General features: G+C 40.8%; 17 protein-coding genes. 7 read left to right on the forward strand and 10 right to left on the reverse strand.

Annotation, left to right across the window (positions count from 1 at the left end):
• Nucleotides 1–59 precede the first annotated feature (59 nt).
• Nucleotides 60–236: a hypothetical protein gene (locus MSVAZ_RS19905; RefSeq protein WP_157205987.1), complete on the reverse strand. Its 177-nt coding sequence runs from the start codon at nt 234–236 to the stop codon at nt 60–62.
• A 118-nt stretch (nt 237–354) separates the two neighbouring features.
• On the opposite strand from MSVAZ_RS19905, the gene MSVAZ_RS01260 reads away from it, so the two are divergent.
• Nucleotides 355–1,422, forward strand: coding sequence for a TRM11 family SAM-dependent methyltransferase (locus MSVAZ_RS01260; protein ID WP_048117058.1), 1,068 nt, complete (start codon nt 355–357; stop codon nt 1,420–1,422).
• Nucleotides 1,423–1,759: 337 nt separating this feature from the next.
• Complete coding sequence (locus tag MSVAZ_RS01265) at nt 1,760–3,019, forward strand: hypothetical protein (protein WP_048117060.1); 1,260 nt, start codon at nt 1,760–1,762, stop codon at nt 3,017–3,019.
• 300 nt (nt 3,020–3,319) lie between these two features.
• On the opposite strand, the gene truA is transcribed toward MSVAZ_RS01265, so the two are convergent.
• Nucleotides 3,320–4,129, reverse strand: a complete 810-nt coding sequence (gene truA, locus MSVAZ_RS01270) for a tRNA pseudouridine(38-40) synthase TruA (RefSeq protein WP_048117062.1) — start codon at nt 4,127–4,129, stop codon at nt 3,320–3,322.
• A gap of 8 nt (nt 4,130–4,137) precedes the next feature.
• Nucleotides 4,138–5,055, reverse strand: a complete 918-nt coding sequence (locus MSVAZ_RS01275; protein WP_048117065.1) for an ArsR/SmtB family transcription factor — start codon at nt 5,053–5,055, stop codon at nt 4,138–4,140.
• Between the two features lie 189 nt (nt 5,056–5,244).
• Between MSVAZ_RS01275 and MSVAZ_RS01280 the strand changes: the two genes are divergently transcribed.
• Nucleotides 5,245–6,315, forward strand: coding sequence for a formate--phosphoribosylaminoimidazolecarboxamide ligase (locus MSVAZ_RS01280; RefSeq protein WP_048117067.1), 1,071 nt, complete (start codon nt 5,245–5,247; stop codon nt 6,313–6,315).
• Between the two features lie 96 nt (nt 6,316–6,411).
• Here MSVAZ_RS01280 and MSVAZ_RS01285 read toward each other — a convergent pair whose 3' ends face one another.
• Nucleotides 6,412–7,047, reverse strand: coding sequence for an NAD(P)H-dependent oxidoreductase (locus MSVAZ_RS01285; RefSeq protein WP_048117068.1), 636 nt, complete (start codon nt 7,045–7,047; stop codon nt 6,412–6,414).
• A gap of 215 nt (nt 7,048–7,262) precedes the next feature.
• On the opposite strand from MSVAZ_RS01285, the gene MSVAZ_RS01290 reads away from it, so the two are divergent.
• From MSVAZ_RS01290 to MSVAZ_RS01300, 3 genes are all read left to right on the forward strand, one after another.
• Nucleotides 7,263–8,594 (forward strand): ATP-binding protein, encoded by a 1,332-nt coding sequence (locus tag MSVAZ_RS01290; RefSeq protein ID WP_048117076.1) that lies wholly within the window; start codon nt 7,263–7,265, stop codon nt 8,592–8,594.
• A gap of 191 nt (nt 8,595–8,785) precedes the next feature.
• Nucleotides 8,786–9,274 carry a 3-isopropylmalate dehydratase small subunit gene (locus tag MSVAZ_RS01295; protein ID WP_048117079.1) on the forward strand — a complete coding sequence of 163 codons (489 nt, stop codon included), beginning with the start codon at nt 8,786–8,788 and terminating at the stop codon, nt 9,272–9,274.
• Nucleotides 9,275–9,369: 95 nt separating this feature from the next.
• A complete protein-coding gene (locus MSVAZ_RS01300) occupies nt 9,370–10,497 on the forward strand; it encodes an isocitrate/isopropylmalate dehydrogenase family protein (protein ID WP_048117085.1) in 1,128 nt (375 codons plus the stop codon).
• On the opposite strand, the gene MSVAZ_RS19910 is transcribed toward MSVAZ_RS01300, so the two are convergent.
• Entirely contained in the window at nt 10,453–10,755 is a 303-nt protein-coding gene (locus MSVAZ_RS19910; protein WP_157205988.1) for a hypothetical protein, read from the reverse strand. The two genes, MSVAZ_RS01300 and MSVAZ_RS19910, sit on opposite strands and share 45 nt — an antisense overlap.
• Before the next feature lie 120 nt (nt 10,756–10,875).
• Between MSVAZ_RS19910 and MSVAZ_RS01305 the strand changes: the two genes are divergently transcribed.
• Complete coding sequence (locus MSVAZ_RS01305) at nt 10,876–11,976, forward strand: GNAT family N-acetyltransferase (RefSeq protein ID WP_048117087.1); 1,101 nt, start codon at nt 10,876–10,878, stop codon at nt 11,974–11,976.
• 710 nt (nt 11,977–12,686) lie between these two features.
• On the opposite strand, the gene MSVAZ_RS01310 is transcribed toward MSVAZ_RS01305, so the two are convergent.
• The 5 genes from MSVAZ_RS01310 to MSVAZ_RS01330 all read right to left on the reverse strand — a co-directional run bounded on the left by MSVAZ_RS01310 (nt 12,687) and on the right by MSVAZ_RS01330 (nt 18,430).
• Nucleotides 12,687–13,298 (reverse strand): ABC transporter ATP-binding protein, encoded by a 612-nt coding sequence (locus tag MSVAZ_RS01310; protein ID WP_048117090.1) that lies wholly within the window; start codon nt 13,296–13,298, stop codon nt 12,687–12,689.
• Nucleotides 13,288–14,325, reverse strand: coding sequence for an ABC transporter ATP-binding protein (locus MSVAZ_RS01315; protein WP_232316175.1), 1,038 nt, complete (start codon nt 14,323–14,325; stop codon nt 13,288–13,290). The genes MSVAZ_RS01310 and MSVAZ_RS01315 overlap by 11 nt, the downstream gene beginning before the upstream one ends.
• A 217-nt stretch (nt 14,326–14,542) precedes the next feature.
• Nucleotides 14,543–15,400 carry an ABC transporter permease gene (locus tag MSVAZ_RS01320; RefSeq protein ID WP_048117092.1) on the reverse strand — a complete coding sequence of 286 codons (858 nt, stop codon included), beginning with the start codon at nt 15,398–15,400 and terminating at the stop codon, nt 14,543–14,545.
• Complete coding sequence (locus MSVAZ_RS01325; RefSeq protein ID WP_048117094.1) at nt 15,397–16,389, reverse strand: ABC transporter permease; 993 nt, start codon at nt 16,387–16,389, stop codon at nt 15,397–15,399. The genes MSVAZ_RS01320 and MSVAZ_RS01325 overlap by 4 nt, the downstream gene beginning before the upstream one ends.
• A gap of 421 nt (nt 16,390–16,810) precedes the next feature.
• Nucleotides 16,811–18,430, reverse strand: coding sequence for an ABC transporter substrate-binding protein (locus MSVAZ_RS01330; RefSeq protein ID WP_232316176.1), 1,620 nt, complete (start codon nt 18,428–18,430; stop codon nt 16,811–16,813).
• Between the last annotated feature and the right edge of the window lie 365 nt (nt 18,431–18,795).

Below are 18,795 nucleotides of genomic sequence, written 5' to 3' on the forward strand. Positions count from 1 at the left end.
CATTTTTAGTGGTAATACATTTTTAGTGATAATACATTTTTAGTGGCTATATATTAGTCTTAATTTATATAATTTTGATTTTTCTCAAATTTCCAGATTCCAAGTTTCTTTGAGACTGTTCTTTTCTGGTTTCCATCCGGTTCTTGATCACGGTTTCTTGGCAGGTAGTTTTCTAGCCTGCGCGGAAACGTAACAGTTACAGGAATTTTGGTGTCCGTGAAGAGGATACAAATCATCAGTTACTTTTAATAACTACTTTCACGTTTCACGCACGGAGTTTTGTATTTACTTCCACACTGTAATGGTGCGGATGTTATTTCCAATTTATAATCATCAACCTATTCCCGATCACCAATGTTATACGCTTTTGAACTTTCTGGAGAACATGAAGAACTGCCCGTTGCCGAAGTATTTGCCTGTCTCAAAATTGAAGGACTTGATTTTCGGGCCCATACTATTATTGACCAGTGCCTGGTAGTGGAAATAACTGGCAAACAAGAGGATGTGGAAAAAATCCTTCGAGGCCCGATAACTGACAGACTGGCAATGACCCACCATATCCTGAAGGTCGTTGGGATTACCGAAAATACGCCGGATGCAATCCTGAACCTTGCAGAAGCCTTTGATTTATCAGGCTACATAAAGGAAGGGCAAAGTTTTGTGGTCAGAGCAAAGCGAATCAAACATCATGTGGATTTTCCGGGCGAGTTTCTGGAACAGAAAGTCGGAGGATGTATTTACAGGAAAGGCTTCAGGGCAAACCTGAAAACCCCTGACGTGGAATTCAGAGTGATCCTGAGTGAAAAAGCTGTATTAGGAATTCTCCTGTCCTCTATCGACAGAAGTGCATATGAAGCCAGAACTCCCCAGAATAAACCTTTTTTCCATCCCGGTGTCCTTATGCCGAGAGTTGCACGCGCCCTTGCAAATCTCTCTGGAATAAAGCCAGGAGAACTCTTTCTGGACCTATTTTGCGGCACGGCAGGAATTCTTGTTGAAGCCGGGCTTATGGGAGCAAGGGTTATAGGAATTGATGCCCAGGAAAAACTTGTTACGGGTGCCCATATGAACCTTGAAGCCTTTAAACTGGATTATGCCCTGATGGAAGGAGATGCCTGCAGGGTTCCGTTAAAGGAAGAAACAATAAATGCAGTCGTCACTGACCCACCCTACGGTAGATCGGCAGCAATTCTCGGCGGGTCCCTGGAAGAACTTTATTCCTGCGCTCTTAGTGAGATTGAGCGTGTCCTTAAGCCTGGAGGCATCGCAGTTGTAGTTTCGGATAAAGCTGCAGCGGAATACGGAGAAAAGGCAGGGCTTAAGGTTCTTAAGATTTACTCCCAGAGAGTACATCGAAGCCTTACCCGGACAATAACTGTTTTTCAGAAAGAATTGAAGAATGAGAATGGCAAACGGGAATGAAAAATGAGAATAGTAAACTGGAATGAAGAATGAGAATGTCAAACTGGAATGAAGAATGAGAATAGTAAACGGGAATGAAGAATCAAATCTGCATTCAGTAGGTAATCTGTAACCTGTTTTTCGCGATAGTTTTATTGATCTCGTTTTTGTTGGAAAACACATTATCCATGACGCGAAATATTATTGCAAGCAGCACCTTTGTTTATTAATGGGGCAAAATTGCAAAAAACTATAACAAGTTGCAAAACTGGAAAGAATTACAAAAACTGGTAATCTTTTCTACCTGCAAGTTGTATAAATATTACGAGGAAGTAATTGACCTGAAAAGAGTGATCCTATGGCATTGCCCCCGTTAAAAGACCGAAGCCGTGGTTATGAATTTGCGGCAAGCGAATATAATCTTATTTTTAGAATGGAAAATACGGGTTATGTCAGGTACAAAGACAAGGAAAAAGGAATCTTCTATCTTGATCCTTCACCTTATTATAATGACCCTAAAAGCCAGATTTACGCAGTAAAAAGCGGGGAATTTCCACCAAAGGACAGATTAATAGAAGTTGCTGTGACGGAAACTGAAACATTTTATGAACTTAAAGGGCAGGAACTTGATCCAGTTTTAGTTAAATATACAATTGGCTGGAAATACATAAATCCAAATAAAATTCGGGGTAAAGACTTAGCAAGTACTGAAGAGTTTTTGGAGTTTTTATCAACTCCTGTGAAAAACCCCAATTTTTACAACATTGAGGATTTTCGATATTGTTTGGGTATGTGTGCAATCTCAGCCCCTCAAATAACAGACCTTGAGAAAGGCGGAGTAAATACCGTAGCCCTGGACACTCATCGGGACAGGCAGAAATGGGCTGCGTTTAAGCGGATATTAGGAATTGTTCCTCAAGAATTTCGGCAGCCTTCCTCCAAGAACTTTTATAAGTTTCTTGAAAACAGCGAGGAAATTTATCCTCTTAACAGCCGTGAAGTTAATTTATCCTATTTTAATGTGACCGACGTGCCTATTCACCTTCCAATTCCTTTGAACATGGCATTTAAAACACACGGAGAATATAAACAGAGTTTTGAAGAATACCTGCCTGTAGCAAGGGCATACATGATTAATTCTCTTCTATTTCAGCCATATGTTCCTGAAAAAATAGAAAAAAGAATGGAAAATGCAATGTATTTCATTCTGGAGGAAATATCTTCAAGGGAAGATATGCCATATTATCAGGACATAGGATCGGTTATTCCGAAATTAGCTACTTCCTTTGCCAGACTTAATTTTAAATCCTGGGTAACACTTAATGATTTGAAATCAAGTACAGGACTCTGGTCATATGTAATGGACGGGTCAAGACATAACACAAGTGAACTTAATAAAATATCAACAGACTATCTGTATAGATTGTCTCCTGAAGCAGAAATCCTGCTTAAAGAAATAACAGAACTGGACGACGCAGGAGTGCCTCTTTTATTAAGTACTGTTAAGAGTTATACAAAGCTGTTTGATTTTACTTTTGATAATGCTTTAAGAAAGCTGAAGGTAAACGGATCTATATATTTCCCAAGCGGTGAAAAGATAGGGCTTGTTCATTATTAATTTTCATCTTACTCTATCGATGTTTATTGATTTTAACAATTATTCAGCTTAGGTTAAAGTCAATTCCCCGCTAATGATTTCAACTTAGTTGAGATTCAAACACCAACCAGCGAAAATAAAAAAAGGGAACCAACAGCTAATAATTGCGGAAAATTAATTTAGAGGGATATGCTTATTGAATTTAATTAAAGAAGGGTATTTATATCGTTTTACTTACGATAAATACTAAGCAAGTATACTCGAAAAAAAGTAAAATCAAAATGAAATTCGAAACATTAAGAATCCCTGTAAAGGCACTTTTTACTCATGGGAGATCAGTTCTTCCAGCACTTCTGCCATAACCCTGTGTCTGAGGATACGTTTCTGGTTCTGCTCGCTTGCTCTCCTGATAGAATAACTGTCTTCAATCCATTCTATTTTCTCGTTATAATTAACTTTCAGAAGGGTCAATCCATATGCAGGAGCAGGCTCGATACCTTCTTCATAAATATCCGGATTCAGCATCTGGAGCAGCCAATCGGTATCACGCACCCCGTTGCCTATCATGGAAAGGGCGGTTACGATTTTCCGGACCATATTCCAGAGGAAACTATTTCCAACAACATCGATTTTTATAAGCTCTCCATCTATTCGGGCATCGATCCTTTCTATGGTTCGAACCGTACTTTTTTCTCCATTGGTTCGCGAAAAGTTTTCAAAATCGTGCGTCCCAAGCAGAAATTTAGAAGCTTCCCTGATTTTGGAGATATCATACTCTCTTCCGCTCATTACATAGCGGTAGTGTCTGGAAATCGCATCTCTTCTGGCATCAAAGCTTAGGGGCACTTCCGCGTGAGCCCAGACCCAGATTCCCGAGGGAAGTTCGGAATTTATTACTCTTGGAATTGCCAGGTTCATTTTATCCGTGTCAAAAGCGAAAACCTGTCCAAGGGCATGAACCCCGGCATCGGTTCTGCCAGCGCAGATATAATTCGCAGACTTGGGGCTTTCTATAATCCCGAGATTCCGAAGAGCCTTGAAGAGTTCTCCCTCCACAGTCTCGACATTGGGCTGGATCTGGGAGCCGTGAAACTCGGTGCCTATGTATGCAAGTTTTAAAGCGACTCTCATAAGAATCTCTACTTGGCTTTATTCTTATAATAGACTTCTCTTACAATCAGTAAGACTACTATAAAAAGACACCCTAACAGGAACCAGAACCCGGGGTGAAGAGAAAGCATGTCATAAAGCCCGTGAATCCCGCTTGCATGAGCTAACCCTTCAGGCGGGATAGAAGAACACCCCTGTACAGAGTTTAAACCATCCGGTGTGGACATTGGGACTTCAGCAACTCCCTGAGTCGGGTCAGTTTCCACTCCATAGGACAGATTTCCTGCTCCGGATTCAGGAACTCCAGAGCTTGCATTCGAAACTCCCTCAGGCACCTGCTGGTCGAGAGCTATTTTTGGGCTTACGTTATTGCTCTCGTTTATTCCCAGGACCATTTGCTCTGGAGAAGAATTGTCAAATGTTTCCATAGTCTTCATTCTCAAAGGAGCAGTTGCATCAATAACCCTTTTTGCCTTCATGTAAGCTGAAAAATACTCTATACCCGCAGATGCAAAAAAGACAGCTACTATTACTCCGAGGTACTTTTGCAGCAGGCTTACGAGAGAGAGTTTGTCTATAGAACTTTTTGAAGGAACGAGGACAATAAGTTTTTCGGCTGACTCGTAGATTTTTACCTGCCGTCCTTTCTTGCTCCACTTTATTTGTTTGATTTTTATAAGATCGGATTCTATAAGGGAGTCAAGATTATACTTAACAGTAGTAAGGGGAAGTTCCAGCTCCTCTGCAATACTGGTTGCAGACATGCTTTTTTTCCCGAGCAACTCAAGAATCTTTATTGATGTTTCATTGGAAAGAATCTGAGTGATCTTTCTGGATTCTCCATTTACCGGAAGAACAAGTACCTTGCCGCCCTGCTCCATTTGCCCAGGCCCCGGCAGGGGGTCGCCGACTTCCGATAACTCATCTTGATCTTTAAGCCCGTCCATAATAACTTCCTGGATTAAAAACCTGTCTATTTTTAACTCAGAGTATAATCTTAGTTTGCGCGAATCAATATAAAGTTTTATTTTTAAGACAGAATATTCGTTCACTACCACATCTAGATATAGAATCCAGACCTTAACCTTAAATAGAACATTGTATATACTAATCTAAATTTTCCGCTGGTACCAATCATGATCACAAAACAGCAGGTTCTTGAATTTCTGAAAAATTACGATTTAGAAAACATTACTATTGCAACAATTTGCTCCCACTCAAGCCTTCAAATTTTTGACGGAGCTCGGAAAGAAGGCTTCAGAACTCTGGGAATCTGCGTCGGCAAGCCCCCTAAATTTTATGAGGCTTTTCCCAAAGCAAAACCCGATGAGTACCTTGTCGTCGATAGCTATGCCGATATAATGAACAAGGCTGAGGAACTTCGAAAGAAAAACACCATCATTATCCCTCACGGCTCAGTAGTTGCTTACCTTGGCACGGAAAATTTTGCAGAGATGGCCGTACCCACTTTTGGAAACCGGGCTGTGCTCGAATGGGAATCGGATAGAGATAAAGAGCGTGAGTGGCTTCTTGGGGCAGGCATTCATATGCCCGGGAAAATCGATGATCCCCACGATATCAATGGCCCTGTAATGGTCAAGTACGACGGGGCAAAAGGAGGAAAAGGTTTCTTCGTCGCAAAAACTTACGAAGAATTCAATGAACTCATAGACCATACCCAGAAGTACACGATTCAGGAATTTATTACCGGAACCCGTTATTACCTTCATTACTTCTACTCCCCTATCCGAAACGAAGGATACACTTTAAGCCAGGGCAGCCTTGAACTTCTGAGCATGGACCGCAGGGTAGAATCCAATGCGGATGAGATCTTCAGGCTCGGTTCACCCAGAGAACTCGTAGAAGCAGGAATCCGCCCGACATATGTGGTCACAGGAAACGTTCCCCTGGTAGCAAGAGAATCACTCTTACCCCTTATCTTCTCTCTTGGAGAAAGGGTAGTTGAAGAATCTCTTGGCCTCTTTGGTGGGATGATAGGTTCTTTCTGCCTTGAGACCGTCTTTACGGATACGCTTGAGATTAAAGTCTTTGAGATCTCGGCCAGAATTGTTGCAGGGACAAACCTTTACATTTCAGGTTCTCCTTATGCCGACCTGATGGAAGAAAACCTCTCAACCGGAAGAAGAATAGCCCGGGAAATCAAAGTAGCAGCTCAGACAGGCCAGCTGGATAAAATAATATCTTGAGCAGGTAATAAACTTCAAGAAAATGAACTTTTAGAGTATCTTGATAATTAAGTTTTCAAGCTCTAAAAATTAGATTTTTCAAAGTTGACTGCCTTTTTAACCTTTAATTTTTTGAGATTTCAAACAAGTTTTATCAGGACTGATCGGGAAATACATATCTACTGTTTCTCTCACTTCTTTTAACCAATCCAGTCGTTCTTCAAGCTTACTGGTAACTATAACCCCAAACATTTTTCTATGAAAGTTTTTTACTCCGCAGAAATCGAAAACGCAGTTTTTCCATAATATCTCAAGTGGGTCCCCAAATACTTGCAATTCCCGTTCTCTCGGCGTGTTTGATGTGTTGAATACTAAAGCAGTTTCTGCTTTCAATAGTCCTATTGGTATTCCTTCGCCATTATCTCCTTCTTTAAATTCATATGCTACTCCAGCACGTATTACTCTATCTACCCATCCTTTTAAAATCGCTGGTGGCTGCCCCCACCAGTTAGGATGAACTATAACGATCCCGTCAGCATTGCTGATTTCATTACAGTGTTCTTTAATTATTCTTTCTAACGAGGCGCCTTTGGGAATTTCCTGACCTGAGAGAATCGGATCAAATTTTTCCTCATAAAGATCGTGAAAAAAAACTTCATGCCCATTATTTGAAAGGGTTTCTATAACGGTATTTGCAATCGCATGATTAAAACTACCTTTATTTGGGTGTCCAAGAATTACCAGTATATTCATCGAACTTTGCCTTCCTATCCTGTGAATATATGCTTTAATGACGACGTCACATATCTATGCGAGCCTGATACTTTCATATCTACGTGAGCCTGATACTTTCCAGATATCATCCTCATATCGAAAAAAAGAGAATTCGAAAAGATCAAAGTGTGGATTTTTATTTTAATTTCTTATAACTAAATTATTTTAAATAGTTTTCAGTTCGATAATATCTAATGCAAAAAATCGAAAGTAGAGAGTCCAAGCCTGTTTTTCGGGGAAAAAATACTGGGGCGCTGCGTGTACTTGGAAGTGAAGAGAATCCCGGGAAGGGCCTTTTATCGATTGGAAATTACATGGCACTTGACCATTCACGGGGAGCAGCCGTTTATCTTGATGCCCTGAAGCCTCATGCTATTTTGATTTGCGGGAAAAGAGGATACGGAAAATCCTATACTATGGGCTGTTTGCTTGAAGAACTTGCCTTTCTTGAGCCGGCTATCAGGAAAAAGCTTGCATCCGTTGTTATTGATACTATGGGGATTTTCTGGACGATGAAGTATCCAAATGCGTTTGAAGCGCGGAAGCTTAAAAATTGGGATCTCACTCCAGCCGGGCTCGATATCGAGATTTTCGTGCCTGTGGGCAAGATTGAGGCTTACAGAAAGCGGAATATTGATGTAAAGCCATTTTCCATCCCGATAAGCGAACTTTCAGGAAGCCAGTGGTGCAGGATTTTTAGTATCGAAGAGGTTTCTCCTCCTGGAATTCTGCTGGTAAGGGCAATCGAATCCCTCAGGGAAAAGGGAGAGGCGTATTCTTTTGAGGAAATTCTCAGTGAAATTGCCGGAGACCCTCGCTCTGACAAGGTTTCGAAAGGAGCTGCAGAGAATTACTTTAGAGCAGTAAATTCCTGGGGCCTTTTCTCAAAAGAAGGGACAAAACTGTCAGATCTCGTATCTGGAGGTAGAACAACTATCCTTGATGTGAGTACGCTTGAAAACGAAAACGTCTGCGCTGCAGCAGTATCAATTATTGCAGGCAGGCTTTATGAAGCAAGACTTGAGGCAAGACGAACCTACGAAAAAAAACTTATGGGGGAAAAGTTCGATGAAGAAGTATTTCCCATGGTCTGGCTCTTTATAGACGAGGCTCATATTTTCATACCTGCAAAGACTGAAGGCCTTGCCTCAAAAGTACTTATTAACCGCTGTCTCAGACAGGGTCGGCAGCCTGGCCTTTCCTTGGTCCTGGCAACCCAGAGGCCTGCAAGCCTTCATCCCGATGTTGTTTCCCAGAGTGACCTTCTTATCTGCCACCGCCTTACGGCAAGTGATGATATTCTTGCTCTGGAAACTTCGAGGCCCCTTTATATGCAGGAAAATCTCCAGGCATATATTAAGAAGATGGGAAGTGAAAGAGGGGCTGCCCTGATAGTGGACGACCATTCCGAGTCAGTCCATCTTGTGCGCATCCGTCCGAGGCTAAGCTGGCACGGAGGGGGAGAACCAAGTGCTTTTGAACCTCATACAAAGGATAAAAGCAAAGAAAATACCTTTCAACTATAAAAGGAACTCATTTTGTAGATATTCTGGAGAAACTCAGGAGTAAGAGTAAGAATTGTTAACTAATTTTTGGTCCCTGTTAGAAAATAATATAAATATTACCTGTGATACTTCAACCCTGTGAATGCAGCTAAACTCAGGCTGTAAAAATTTTAATGTAATAGCATTTAATTGCAACAAAGACCGGTGATGTTATGAAAGGAAGAGCCTGGAAGTTCGGAGACGACGTGGATACTGATGCAGTGATTCCCGGAAGGTACCTGATTTACAATACCCCTGAAGAGCTTGCAAAGTACACGTTTGAAGGTGTGCGCCCCGAATTTGCAAAAAACGTTCACGAAAATGATATAGTGGTCGCGGGAAACAATTTTGGTTGCGGCTCATCGCGTGAGCATGCGCCCCTTGCCCTGAAAGGAGCAAAGGTAGCCTGTGTAATTGCAAAATCTTTTGCAAGGATCTTTTTCAGGAACGCAATAAATATCGGAGTTCCTGTCCTGGAATGCCCTGACACTGACAGGATTGATGATGGAGACGAGCTTGAAGTAGACCTTGCTACAGGAACTATTGAAAACAAGACAAAAGATGAGACATACCAGGCAACCCCTCTCCCTGATTTCGTGCGTGAAATCGTGGATGAGGGAGGACTTATAGAATATGCCAGGAAACTGGTCTCTGAACGCTAAAAAACAGGAAATCTGTCCTGAGACAGTCCTGTCCGCGTTTGAGATCTCTCAATAAAAAAGGCAGTTTTGCCTGTAAATTCCAAAGGAGTATAAATATGACGCAGTATAAGATTCCGGTCCTCCCGGGCGACGGGATAGGCCCAGAAATTATCGCCGAAGGCAGAAAGGTAATAGATGCCGCTGGCGAAAAATTCGGTTTTGATGTAGAGTGGATTGAATACCCGCAGGGAGCAGATCATTATCTTGAGACGGGAGAACTGATTTCGGAAGATACATTAAAGGAGTTGTCCGGATACCCTGTCGTTTACCTTGGTTCCATCGGAGACCCAAGGATTGCCCCTGGCGTCCTTGAGAAGGGAATCTTATTAACTGCGCGCTTTTATTTTGACGAGTATGTTAACCTTCGCCCGATAAAACTTCTTGACGGAGTGTGGACCCCGCTCAAAGACAAAACCTCAAAAGACATCGACTTTGTGGTTGTCAGGGAAAACACCGAGGACTTCTACGTAGGTGTCGGCGGCAGGGCAAAAAAAGGAGTGAGTAAAGACCTTCTTGAAGTAAAAAGAACGCTCTACTCCGCAAAATTCGGTCTTGATATCGAGACTGACAGCGAAGAAATAGGATACCAGATAGGCTTGATCTCCAAAGAAGGCACAGACAGGGTTATCGAGTACGCCTTTGACCTTGCCGAAAACCGGAAAAAACATGTTTCGTCCGTTGACAAGGCAAATGTGCTTTCCGATATCTACGGCTTCTGGAGAGAAGAGTTCAATGCAATTTCTGCAAAACATCCCGGCGTTACTACAGACTTTAACTTCGTTGATGCCATCACTATGTGGTTTGTGAAAAACCCCGAATGGTTTGATGTGGTTGTAACCCCGAACATGTTCGGAGACATTATTACTGATCTCGGAGCCATGATCCAGGGCGGCCTCGGCCTTGCTCCCGGCGGAAATATCAATCCGAAAGGCACAAGCATGTTCGAGCCGATTCACGGTTCAGCCCCGAAGTACAAGGGACAGAACAAAGTCAACCCAATTGCTACAATCTGGGCAGGTGCAATGCTCATAGAACAGCTCGGAGAAAAGGAAGCCTCAGACGCCATTGTCAATGCAATCCAGAAAAACATCCTTGACAGCAAAGTAAAAACCTACGACATGGGCGGCAAGAGCACAACCTCAGATGTCGGAGACGACATTACAAGGATAATAAAGGGAGAGTAATTCAACTCTCCCTTCACTATATTTCTTTTTTCCCCATTCTCTTTTCCCCATTCTCTTTTCCCCATTCTCTTTTCCCCATTCTCTTTTCCCCATTCTCTTTTCCCCATTCTTTTTTCCCCATTCTCTTTTCCCCATTCTCTTTTCCCCATTCTTTTTTCCCCATTCTCTTTTCACCGTTCTCTTTTCATCATTCTTTTTTCCCCATTCTCTTTTCCCCATTCTTTTTTCCCCATTCTCTTTTCCCCATTCTCTTTTCACCGTTCTCTTTTCATTAATTTTCTCTAAATTTTCTCAATGTTTCAGTTCTAATATTTGTATGCGGTTGAGCACTACAAGTAATATATATTTAGTGTGTGATAATTAGATAGGAAGGTATAGTTGAAAGGAAAAAACCCAATGATAGGGGGCATGTTTGTGATCTCAATTAGACCTTTCAGTGATAATGATAATCAAAACTTGCTTGAAATAGAAAGACTGTGCCCGCAGGGCGATGAAAACTGTGCTCTGGGTGTAGATAAGACGGATATAATTGCCCGTTATAAAATGTATGATAACTGGAATATGCTTGTGGCAGAAGAAGAAGGAAAAGTTGCTGGCTGGATCGGTTTGACTGTGAAACCGGCTTTTGAAAGGAATGTGAAATATGCATACGTTACTGAAGTGATGGTTCATCCGGCCTTCAGGAAGGCAGGAGTTGCCACACAGCTTATGAAGAAGGCAGAAGAAAAAGCCCTGGGAATGGGATCAAGTTATACCTATGCCTATGTGTACGAGTCGAATAATGCTTCCAAATCCTTATTCGGCAAGATGGGATATTCCAGCGTGAGATATATTAAAACGCCAGCACTTCCAACTTATAAAAAATCGGATATATCACCAGAGTATTCAATAAAACCCGTTGATAGAAAAGAGATTGGTGATGCAGTCAGCCTTATTAATGAGTATAATTCAGGATTTATACATTTCCTGCCGTTTACGGCTCAAACTTTTGAAGAGCGTTTGAAAGCCATTCCCTGGTATGGGCTGGAGAATTTCTGGGTGGTCAGAGACAAGAATAATAAAATCGTAGCCTGTGCCGGACTATGGAATAATTCCAAACTGGGAAATTTATATTATGCCAGAGAACCGGTAGTAATGAAGATGATGAGATCTATTTTTGGAGTCCTGAGTCATATTACAAAAGTACCGAAGATTACAGCCGAAAAAGAACATTTGAAATTGCTTTATATTGCTGATTATGCATTTGATAAACGACAACCTGAAGCTATGCTGGCGCTACTTAAATGGCTAAGTAACCTTTCAATTGATATGAAACAGGATTATCTTATGACTGCAACAGATCCGGATGATGATTTTCTTGCAATTATAAAAAAACTGAAACCTCAGATCGAAACCTGGAACATATTTGCAAAATCGTTCGAAGGAGACTTACCAACTTTCAGTCCATTTTATACAGATATAAAAGACATGATTCCCTGAGGAATTAAATTCCAATGGTCTATATGAAGTTAAAAAATACTGAAAACAATATTAAATGAGTTGACGCTTATACCTCCTGAGCTACCGACACAGGGGTTTTACGCTTCTTCATATAACATAAATTCCGGGGCATCTTCGTAAAATTTTTCAATACGCAGTCAAAATTGTTGTATGCGAAACACCATAACCTCAACTATGAAATAAATTTAAATATGTCAATCCCATATATTAGCATATGAAAATTTTTAACATAGTTTTTGGGAAAAAAAATTTGTTTGATATGAAATGTGAATACACATCGAAATGCACTGCATATAAAGATAATTCCTACACATGTACAGAAGCTCTGGATAAAAGCTACTGTGGAATTTATAAACTTTTCTTGCAAGAAGCCTGAAATTTTAGACACAGAATCATATTTCGGGTACTGAGAGTTCCCAGTTAAGCTGAAAAACTTCTGTTTTCTTGTTTTATTAATATAGTTTTGTAGTAAAACCTGTGCATAGACTTTGGAGTAAATTAAAATCAGACGAGAGAGCTCTGTACTGAAACAGGTCGTTAATACTATATAAAAAAAATTAGGTTTGCGTTACAACCTCCAGGTCAGAGTCAGGTGGTTTTACGCTTCGTTATCAAAGGCTTCAGGATTAAACTCTGGGCATTCAGTTAAAGACCAGTTCAGTTTTTTAAAACCATTATCTTTTCTTTTATTAAATATTATTTATGTCTTTTAGATAAATGGTATCTTGACATAATCTGTCAATTAAATTTATGTCATGGCTTACGACCAGTACTCCAATATTAAGTTCTTCGACGATATTTAAAACAATATTCCAGATTTGAGCTTGAGTAATAGCGTCTACCATTGTAGTAATTTCATCAGCAATTAAAAACCTGGTTTTAGGGCTTAAAGCTCTTGCAAGGGCAAACCTCTGCAGTTCTCCTCCTGAAAGCTCATTAGGCCATCGGTTGAGCCAGTTACTTTTAATTCCAAATGCTTCATTAATATCCTGTGAAACAAGGTGTCCTTCGTTTAGAATATCTTTCATTCTCCATTTAGGGTTTACAGCTTTTTCCGGGTGTTGAAAGACAAGCTGGACCGGGTTATAGCCTTTTGACGGGATATCTTTTCCATCTATACTTACTTTCCCCTGATACTTATTTTCGTAGCCTGCTAAGATCTTACATAGAGTAGATTTTCCGCTTCCGCTATCCCCAATGAGGCCCAGTACCTCCCCGCTACCTAACGAAATATTAACATCCTTTAAAATCAAATTATTTCTTTTATACCCGAAGCTTATGTTCTCACTTTTAAGACGCATTATTGCACCTCACCACCCCACCGTTGATCTGTTTCAATTGTGGAGTTCCCTGAGAACAGATAGCTTTCTTTTTTGAACATCTTTCATAAAAGATACACCCGTCGATGACTTCATCCTGCATTGGTTGATGGCCTTTGATTGCCTGGAATTTATTCTGGGGAAGGGCACTCCAGAGTGCACGGGTATATGGGTGTCTCAGGTTCTCACCATTATTTTTAAAGTCTTCAACGTTAGCTACTTCCAGAACCGTACCTGCATAAAATACTGCGATTTTATGGGAGATTTTTAATGCAGCTTCAATATCATGAGTTATAAGTATCACTGCACACCCCTTATCTGCCATGTCTTTGAAGTAACTCAGGGTCTCGTTCAAAGTTTTTTCGTCTAACCCCGGGGTTGGTTCATCCGCAATTACGAGTTTTGAAGAGCTTATTACAGCAGTCGAAACCAGAACTCTTCGGGCCATCCCTCCTGATAGCTCATGAGGGAGCATTCTTTCGACCTCGGGTTTTAAATTGTATCTCTGAAAAATTTCTCTCTGAAGTTTCCTCATTAAGCCTTCGTTTTCCTTTTCAATGCATCCTATTACTTGATTTGAGACTTTCATTAAAGGATCAAGGTAGGTTATCGCTTGCGGAATCAGGGCTATTTCTTTGCCTCTCATTTCTTCTTTTCTTTCCTGAGTAAGTTCGTTGCCATCGTATTCTATCTTACCATCAAGTTTTGCGTTTGAAGGTAAAATTCCTAAAATAGCATGAGCCAGAAGACTTTTACCTGACCCGCTTGACCCTACGATAGCTAAAATTTCACCTTTATAAGCCTGGATACTCAAATTAGAAATTACTTTCAGTTCAGTCTGCCTAAGGCCCGACGAATATTGAGTAAACGACAATGAAAGATCTTCTACGTTCAACAGAGCTTCAGTTTTTTTCCGTCCTCTAGCAACTGTTTTATCTCTTTTTCCAACGACTGTTTCAAGTCCAGTGGCTAACTCTTTTTCAGGGTTTATTTCAGCTTTATTTCCCATAATTCACACTCTCCAGATGTAAATATAACATATTTTTTATTCAGTACATTTTAGATCCAGCATACCTCTAATCTGGCACACTTCTAATCCAGCACACTTCTAATCCAGTACACTTCTAATCCAGCACACTTCTAATTCAGCACACTTCTAATTCAGTACACTTCTAATCCAGCACACTTCTAATTCAGCACACTTCTAATTCAGTAACAGATGAAATTTATTCATGAGCATTTTTCGGATTCATCAGCTTTCCTAAACCTTCTCCAATCATATCAAATGCCAGAACTACAATTAACAGCGATAATCCCGGGAAAAATGCAAGCCACCAGTATCCTGCTGAAAGATACCTCATAGATTCGGAAAGAATTATACCGATTGCCGGTTCATGCGGTGAAAGCCCAAACCCCAGGAATGTGACTGAAGCTTCGTGTAAAATCGCATGTGGAAACATTAAAATCGTGCCTAACAGTATCTGAGGAGCCAGATGAGGTAGAATGTGTTTTGTAGCTATCCACCATTTAGACCTGCCAAGATTCCTGGAGATCTGAATGTACTCCTGGGTTTTCAGCTGCTTGATTTCTGCTCTTACGACCCTTGTTAAGCTCGGCCAGTGCGTTAATGCAACTCCGATGATAACTCCTGTTGCTCCCCCTCCAATTCCTATGGAAATGAGAACTATTAAAAGCAGGTGCGGAATTGAAAGAAAGAGGTCTACCAGCCAGGACACAAAGGTGTCTGCAGTTTTTCCTGCACTTGAAAGTAATCCTAAAATTACGGTCAATAGAGTGCTGATTATGGAAGCAAGCCCTCCAACCAATATGCTTAAACCCAGTCCTTCCAGAGTTCTTATAAACATGTCTCTTCCCATCCAATCTGTCCCGAATGGGTGTTCCATAGAAGGAGCGAGGTTTTTAGAGCCGAAATTGGTCTGTAGAGGTTCCTCGCCTAAAAAAACGCTGGAAGCCACAATTACAAGTAATAAAAGTGAAGTGAAACCTATTATCAGAAGCGTTTTCTGCCTGAGATTTAGTCCTCTAAATAGTCCCCTGTTAACTGTCACAACAGCAGTGCTCATATTAATGCCTCCTGTTGCTTTATCCTTGGGTCAACAAATTCATAGATGATATCAGCAATCAGGTTTCCGAAGAAAACAAAGAAAGTGCTGAAGATGACTATTCCCAAAAGAAGAGGTACATCGGATCTCAGTCCTGCTGCTACTGCAGCCTGTCCTATTCCGGGATATGAGAATACCTGTTCAACCAGGACTGTTCCCCCGAAAAGTTCACTGAATCCTAAAAACTGCAGGGTAATGGCCGGAAGTGCAACATTTCGAATTCCATGCCTCAATACAAGGTCCAGCCCATTTTCACCTCTTGCCTTTGCAAATAAGACGTAATCACTGGATAGAACTTCGATTAATTTTTCTCGAGTGAACATTGTAATTTTTGCAATGTCTAATAAACTCAAAGTTAGTGCAGGGAGAATTAAACGCTTAAACCATTCAAAAAACGTCACATTGTCGGCTGTAACTCCTATAGGGACACTTAATCCTATTGGGAACCAGCCCAGATATACTGAAAACACCATCAAAAGGATAAGTGCTAGCCAGAATGTTGGTGCAGCAGCCAGAGCGTAACAATAAATCTTTATCGCCTTATCGACCCACGTATCTTGCTTTGCACCAGCTATTATTCCTAAAACAAAACCCAGAATTCCTGAAAACAGCCATGAAATCCCCATCAGGGCGAGGGAAGCTGCAAATCGTTCTTTAATGACGTCAATAACTGGAATTCTATAAATCAGTGAAGTTCCAAAGTCTCCTTTAAGAATATCTCCAGCCCAGTTCAGGAATTTTTCCTGCGGAGGAGTATTAACCCCCCAGTATGCTTCAAGTTTAGCTTTGTGCTCTGCAGTTACTGGCATTTCCCCAATATAGGCTCTAACGGGATCTATAGGCGAATACTGGATAAGCATGAAACTTGCAAGACAAACTATAATCAAAAGGCTTGTCAGTCGGAGGGCTTTTTTTCCGATGAAGCCCGCTATTTTTTCATTGTTTGACACGCTACTCCCTCATACGTAATTATTCTATAATGATGTCCATTTTAACGTGAATATCAGTCTGTGAACGGTGTCCAGGGGTTATTAGGAGTTTTTGCATTTTTTTAAGTAGAATGGAGTTAAATCTGGTAAAATAGTCATTTTATTGCTTTTTCCAATCAGTCACATTAAACCCGGCTGTGGATAAAAAGAAAGGAAAAAGTGAGTAGTTGAGCCTGCAAGATCAGAATTAAAGGCTCAGTTATTCACTATACCGGATTTATTGCTCGTTAACTATGGAATTGATTACTTGCTAATTACGAGATTGATTACTCGCTAATTACGAGATTGATTACTCGCTAATTACGAGATTGATTACTCGCGAACTGCAGGATTAATCAACCATAATTACAGGATTAATCTCCATACTTTCAGGATTAAGTCCTCATTTGGAAGTCGGGCTGTTTGTGTCTACTCTTTTCCATTCGTAGATATTTCCTAAAACATCTGCTCCTGCGTTTCTTTGTGGAGTACCCATATCCAGGGTTTCGTCTGCCATGTAGAGGTAATCAATCGTCACCAGCCATAACCATGTAGCATCTCCTGCTGGCCCAAAACCGGTATTTCCGTCATATGCAGCTAATTTCCAGTACTTTGTAGCCTGGTCCTGATCTGTAGACTTTAAAGCTGTTTCCAGATATCCGTCTACAACAGAGTTATTGTAAAGGCCGGGGTTTCTGTAGGTATCGTCGGCTTCTTTGCTGTGGTACTGCTGGTAGAGATTAAAGGTATCTATGCTGCTGTAAGCGTATAACACAGCGGAACTGTACTGGTTGGCATATATTTCGTCCCAGCTTGCTCCTACAAGATCTATTTTTATGCCTAATTCTTTGGCCTGTTCGCTTACAGCTACCGATAGAGCTTGCCTTGTCTGGTCCGAAGCAGAGTAGTATAGCTTAAATTCGGCTTTTGTTCCGTTCTTCTCCCGAATTCCATCGCCGTCAGTGTCTTTCCAGCCTGCGTTTTCCAGTATTTTTTTGGCTTCTTCAGGATTTGAATCATTAACTTTCGCTTCAGGGTTCCCAAAGTTCCGCTGGTCTACTCCGGTGTATTCTACGGCTCCTTTTCCGTATATAACTCCTTCAAGCAGGTTTTTTCTGTCTATACCGATGTTTAAGGCTTTTCTAATTGCTATGTCTGCTGTGACATTATTGCCTATTGGGTCTCCCTGAAGGCTTTTTTTGCCTGTGTTATTCTGCATAGGGAAGGATAGTCCCTGAGCTCTTGCTGCCGGAAGAGCTACTAACTTGTACCCATCCACGGTCTGGTTTGCATGGCTAATCTCAATCTCAGCTATGTCCAAATCCCCGGATTTTACTGCTGCAAGCGCAGTATCTTTATCCAAAAACAGCATGGTTATTTTTTTGAAGTACGGCTTTTTTCCATAGTAATTTTCGTTTAATTCTAAGATTGCCTGCTGGCCCTTATCCCATTCTACGAGTTTATATGGCCCAGACCCTATCGGATTGGACCCGTAGGTTTCTTTTTTGTATGCATGTTCTGGTACAATCCCAACGTATCTGAGTCTCCATATGAAACTGGACTGAGGTTCTTTCAGTTTGAATTCAACTGCAGTATTATTTATTGCAGTGGCTTTTTCGAGATTGCTCATATCCAGTTCGGAGTTACTTCCAATTGCGGTATTAAACGTAAATGCCACATCTTCTGCAGTTAAGTTTTCACCGTCTGTAAACCTGACATCATCTCTTATATACACAGTCCAGTTTTTCCCATCCGAACTGACAGAATAATTCGTAGCAAGATCGTTTATTATGCTTCCATCATCAGCTGATTTAAAAAGAGTGCTCTGTATAAGTGGCTCAAAATTCACATGCCCGCACCCCCATCCCAGAAGGGGGTCAAATCCGGTTTCGGGTTCACCTGTATGTGAATTTACATTCACCACAAGTTCATCAGAGCTTTTAGAAGCCAGATCATCCGAGCCTCCGGAAACTGATTCCTCCGAATCCCCGGAAACCGATTCATCCGAATTCCCTGAAACCAATTCACCCGAGCTCCCGGAAACCGATTCATCAGAAACCTGGGATGACGAGCTAATAGGACCGCCAATCGATGTTAAAATAAAAATAATCGCTATAATTATGATTACTGTCCCTATCAGTAGATACTGTTGTTTTTTCTGAATCTGAATACCTCCTCTATTTTACCAGAGTCCTGAACATTTAAGCAAAAATTGAACTATCAAGTAACGATTTTTAAACTTGACCAGATGATCCTGAATTTTGTATTAAATGTTATTTTCTTGATGAAACTTGATAATTATATGTTACTTTTTTTAGTAAAGTTATGATATCTCAATTAAAACAATTTACTATAAATACATTCCGAAATATATGTGTTACAAATTCT

The sequence above is a fragment of the Methanosarcina vacuolata Z-761 genome, assembly GCF_000969905.1.
Classification (GTDB): Archaea; Halobacteriota; Methanosarcinia; order Methanosarcinales; family Methanosarcinaceae; genus Methanosarcina; species Methanosarcina vacuolata.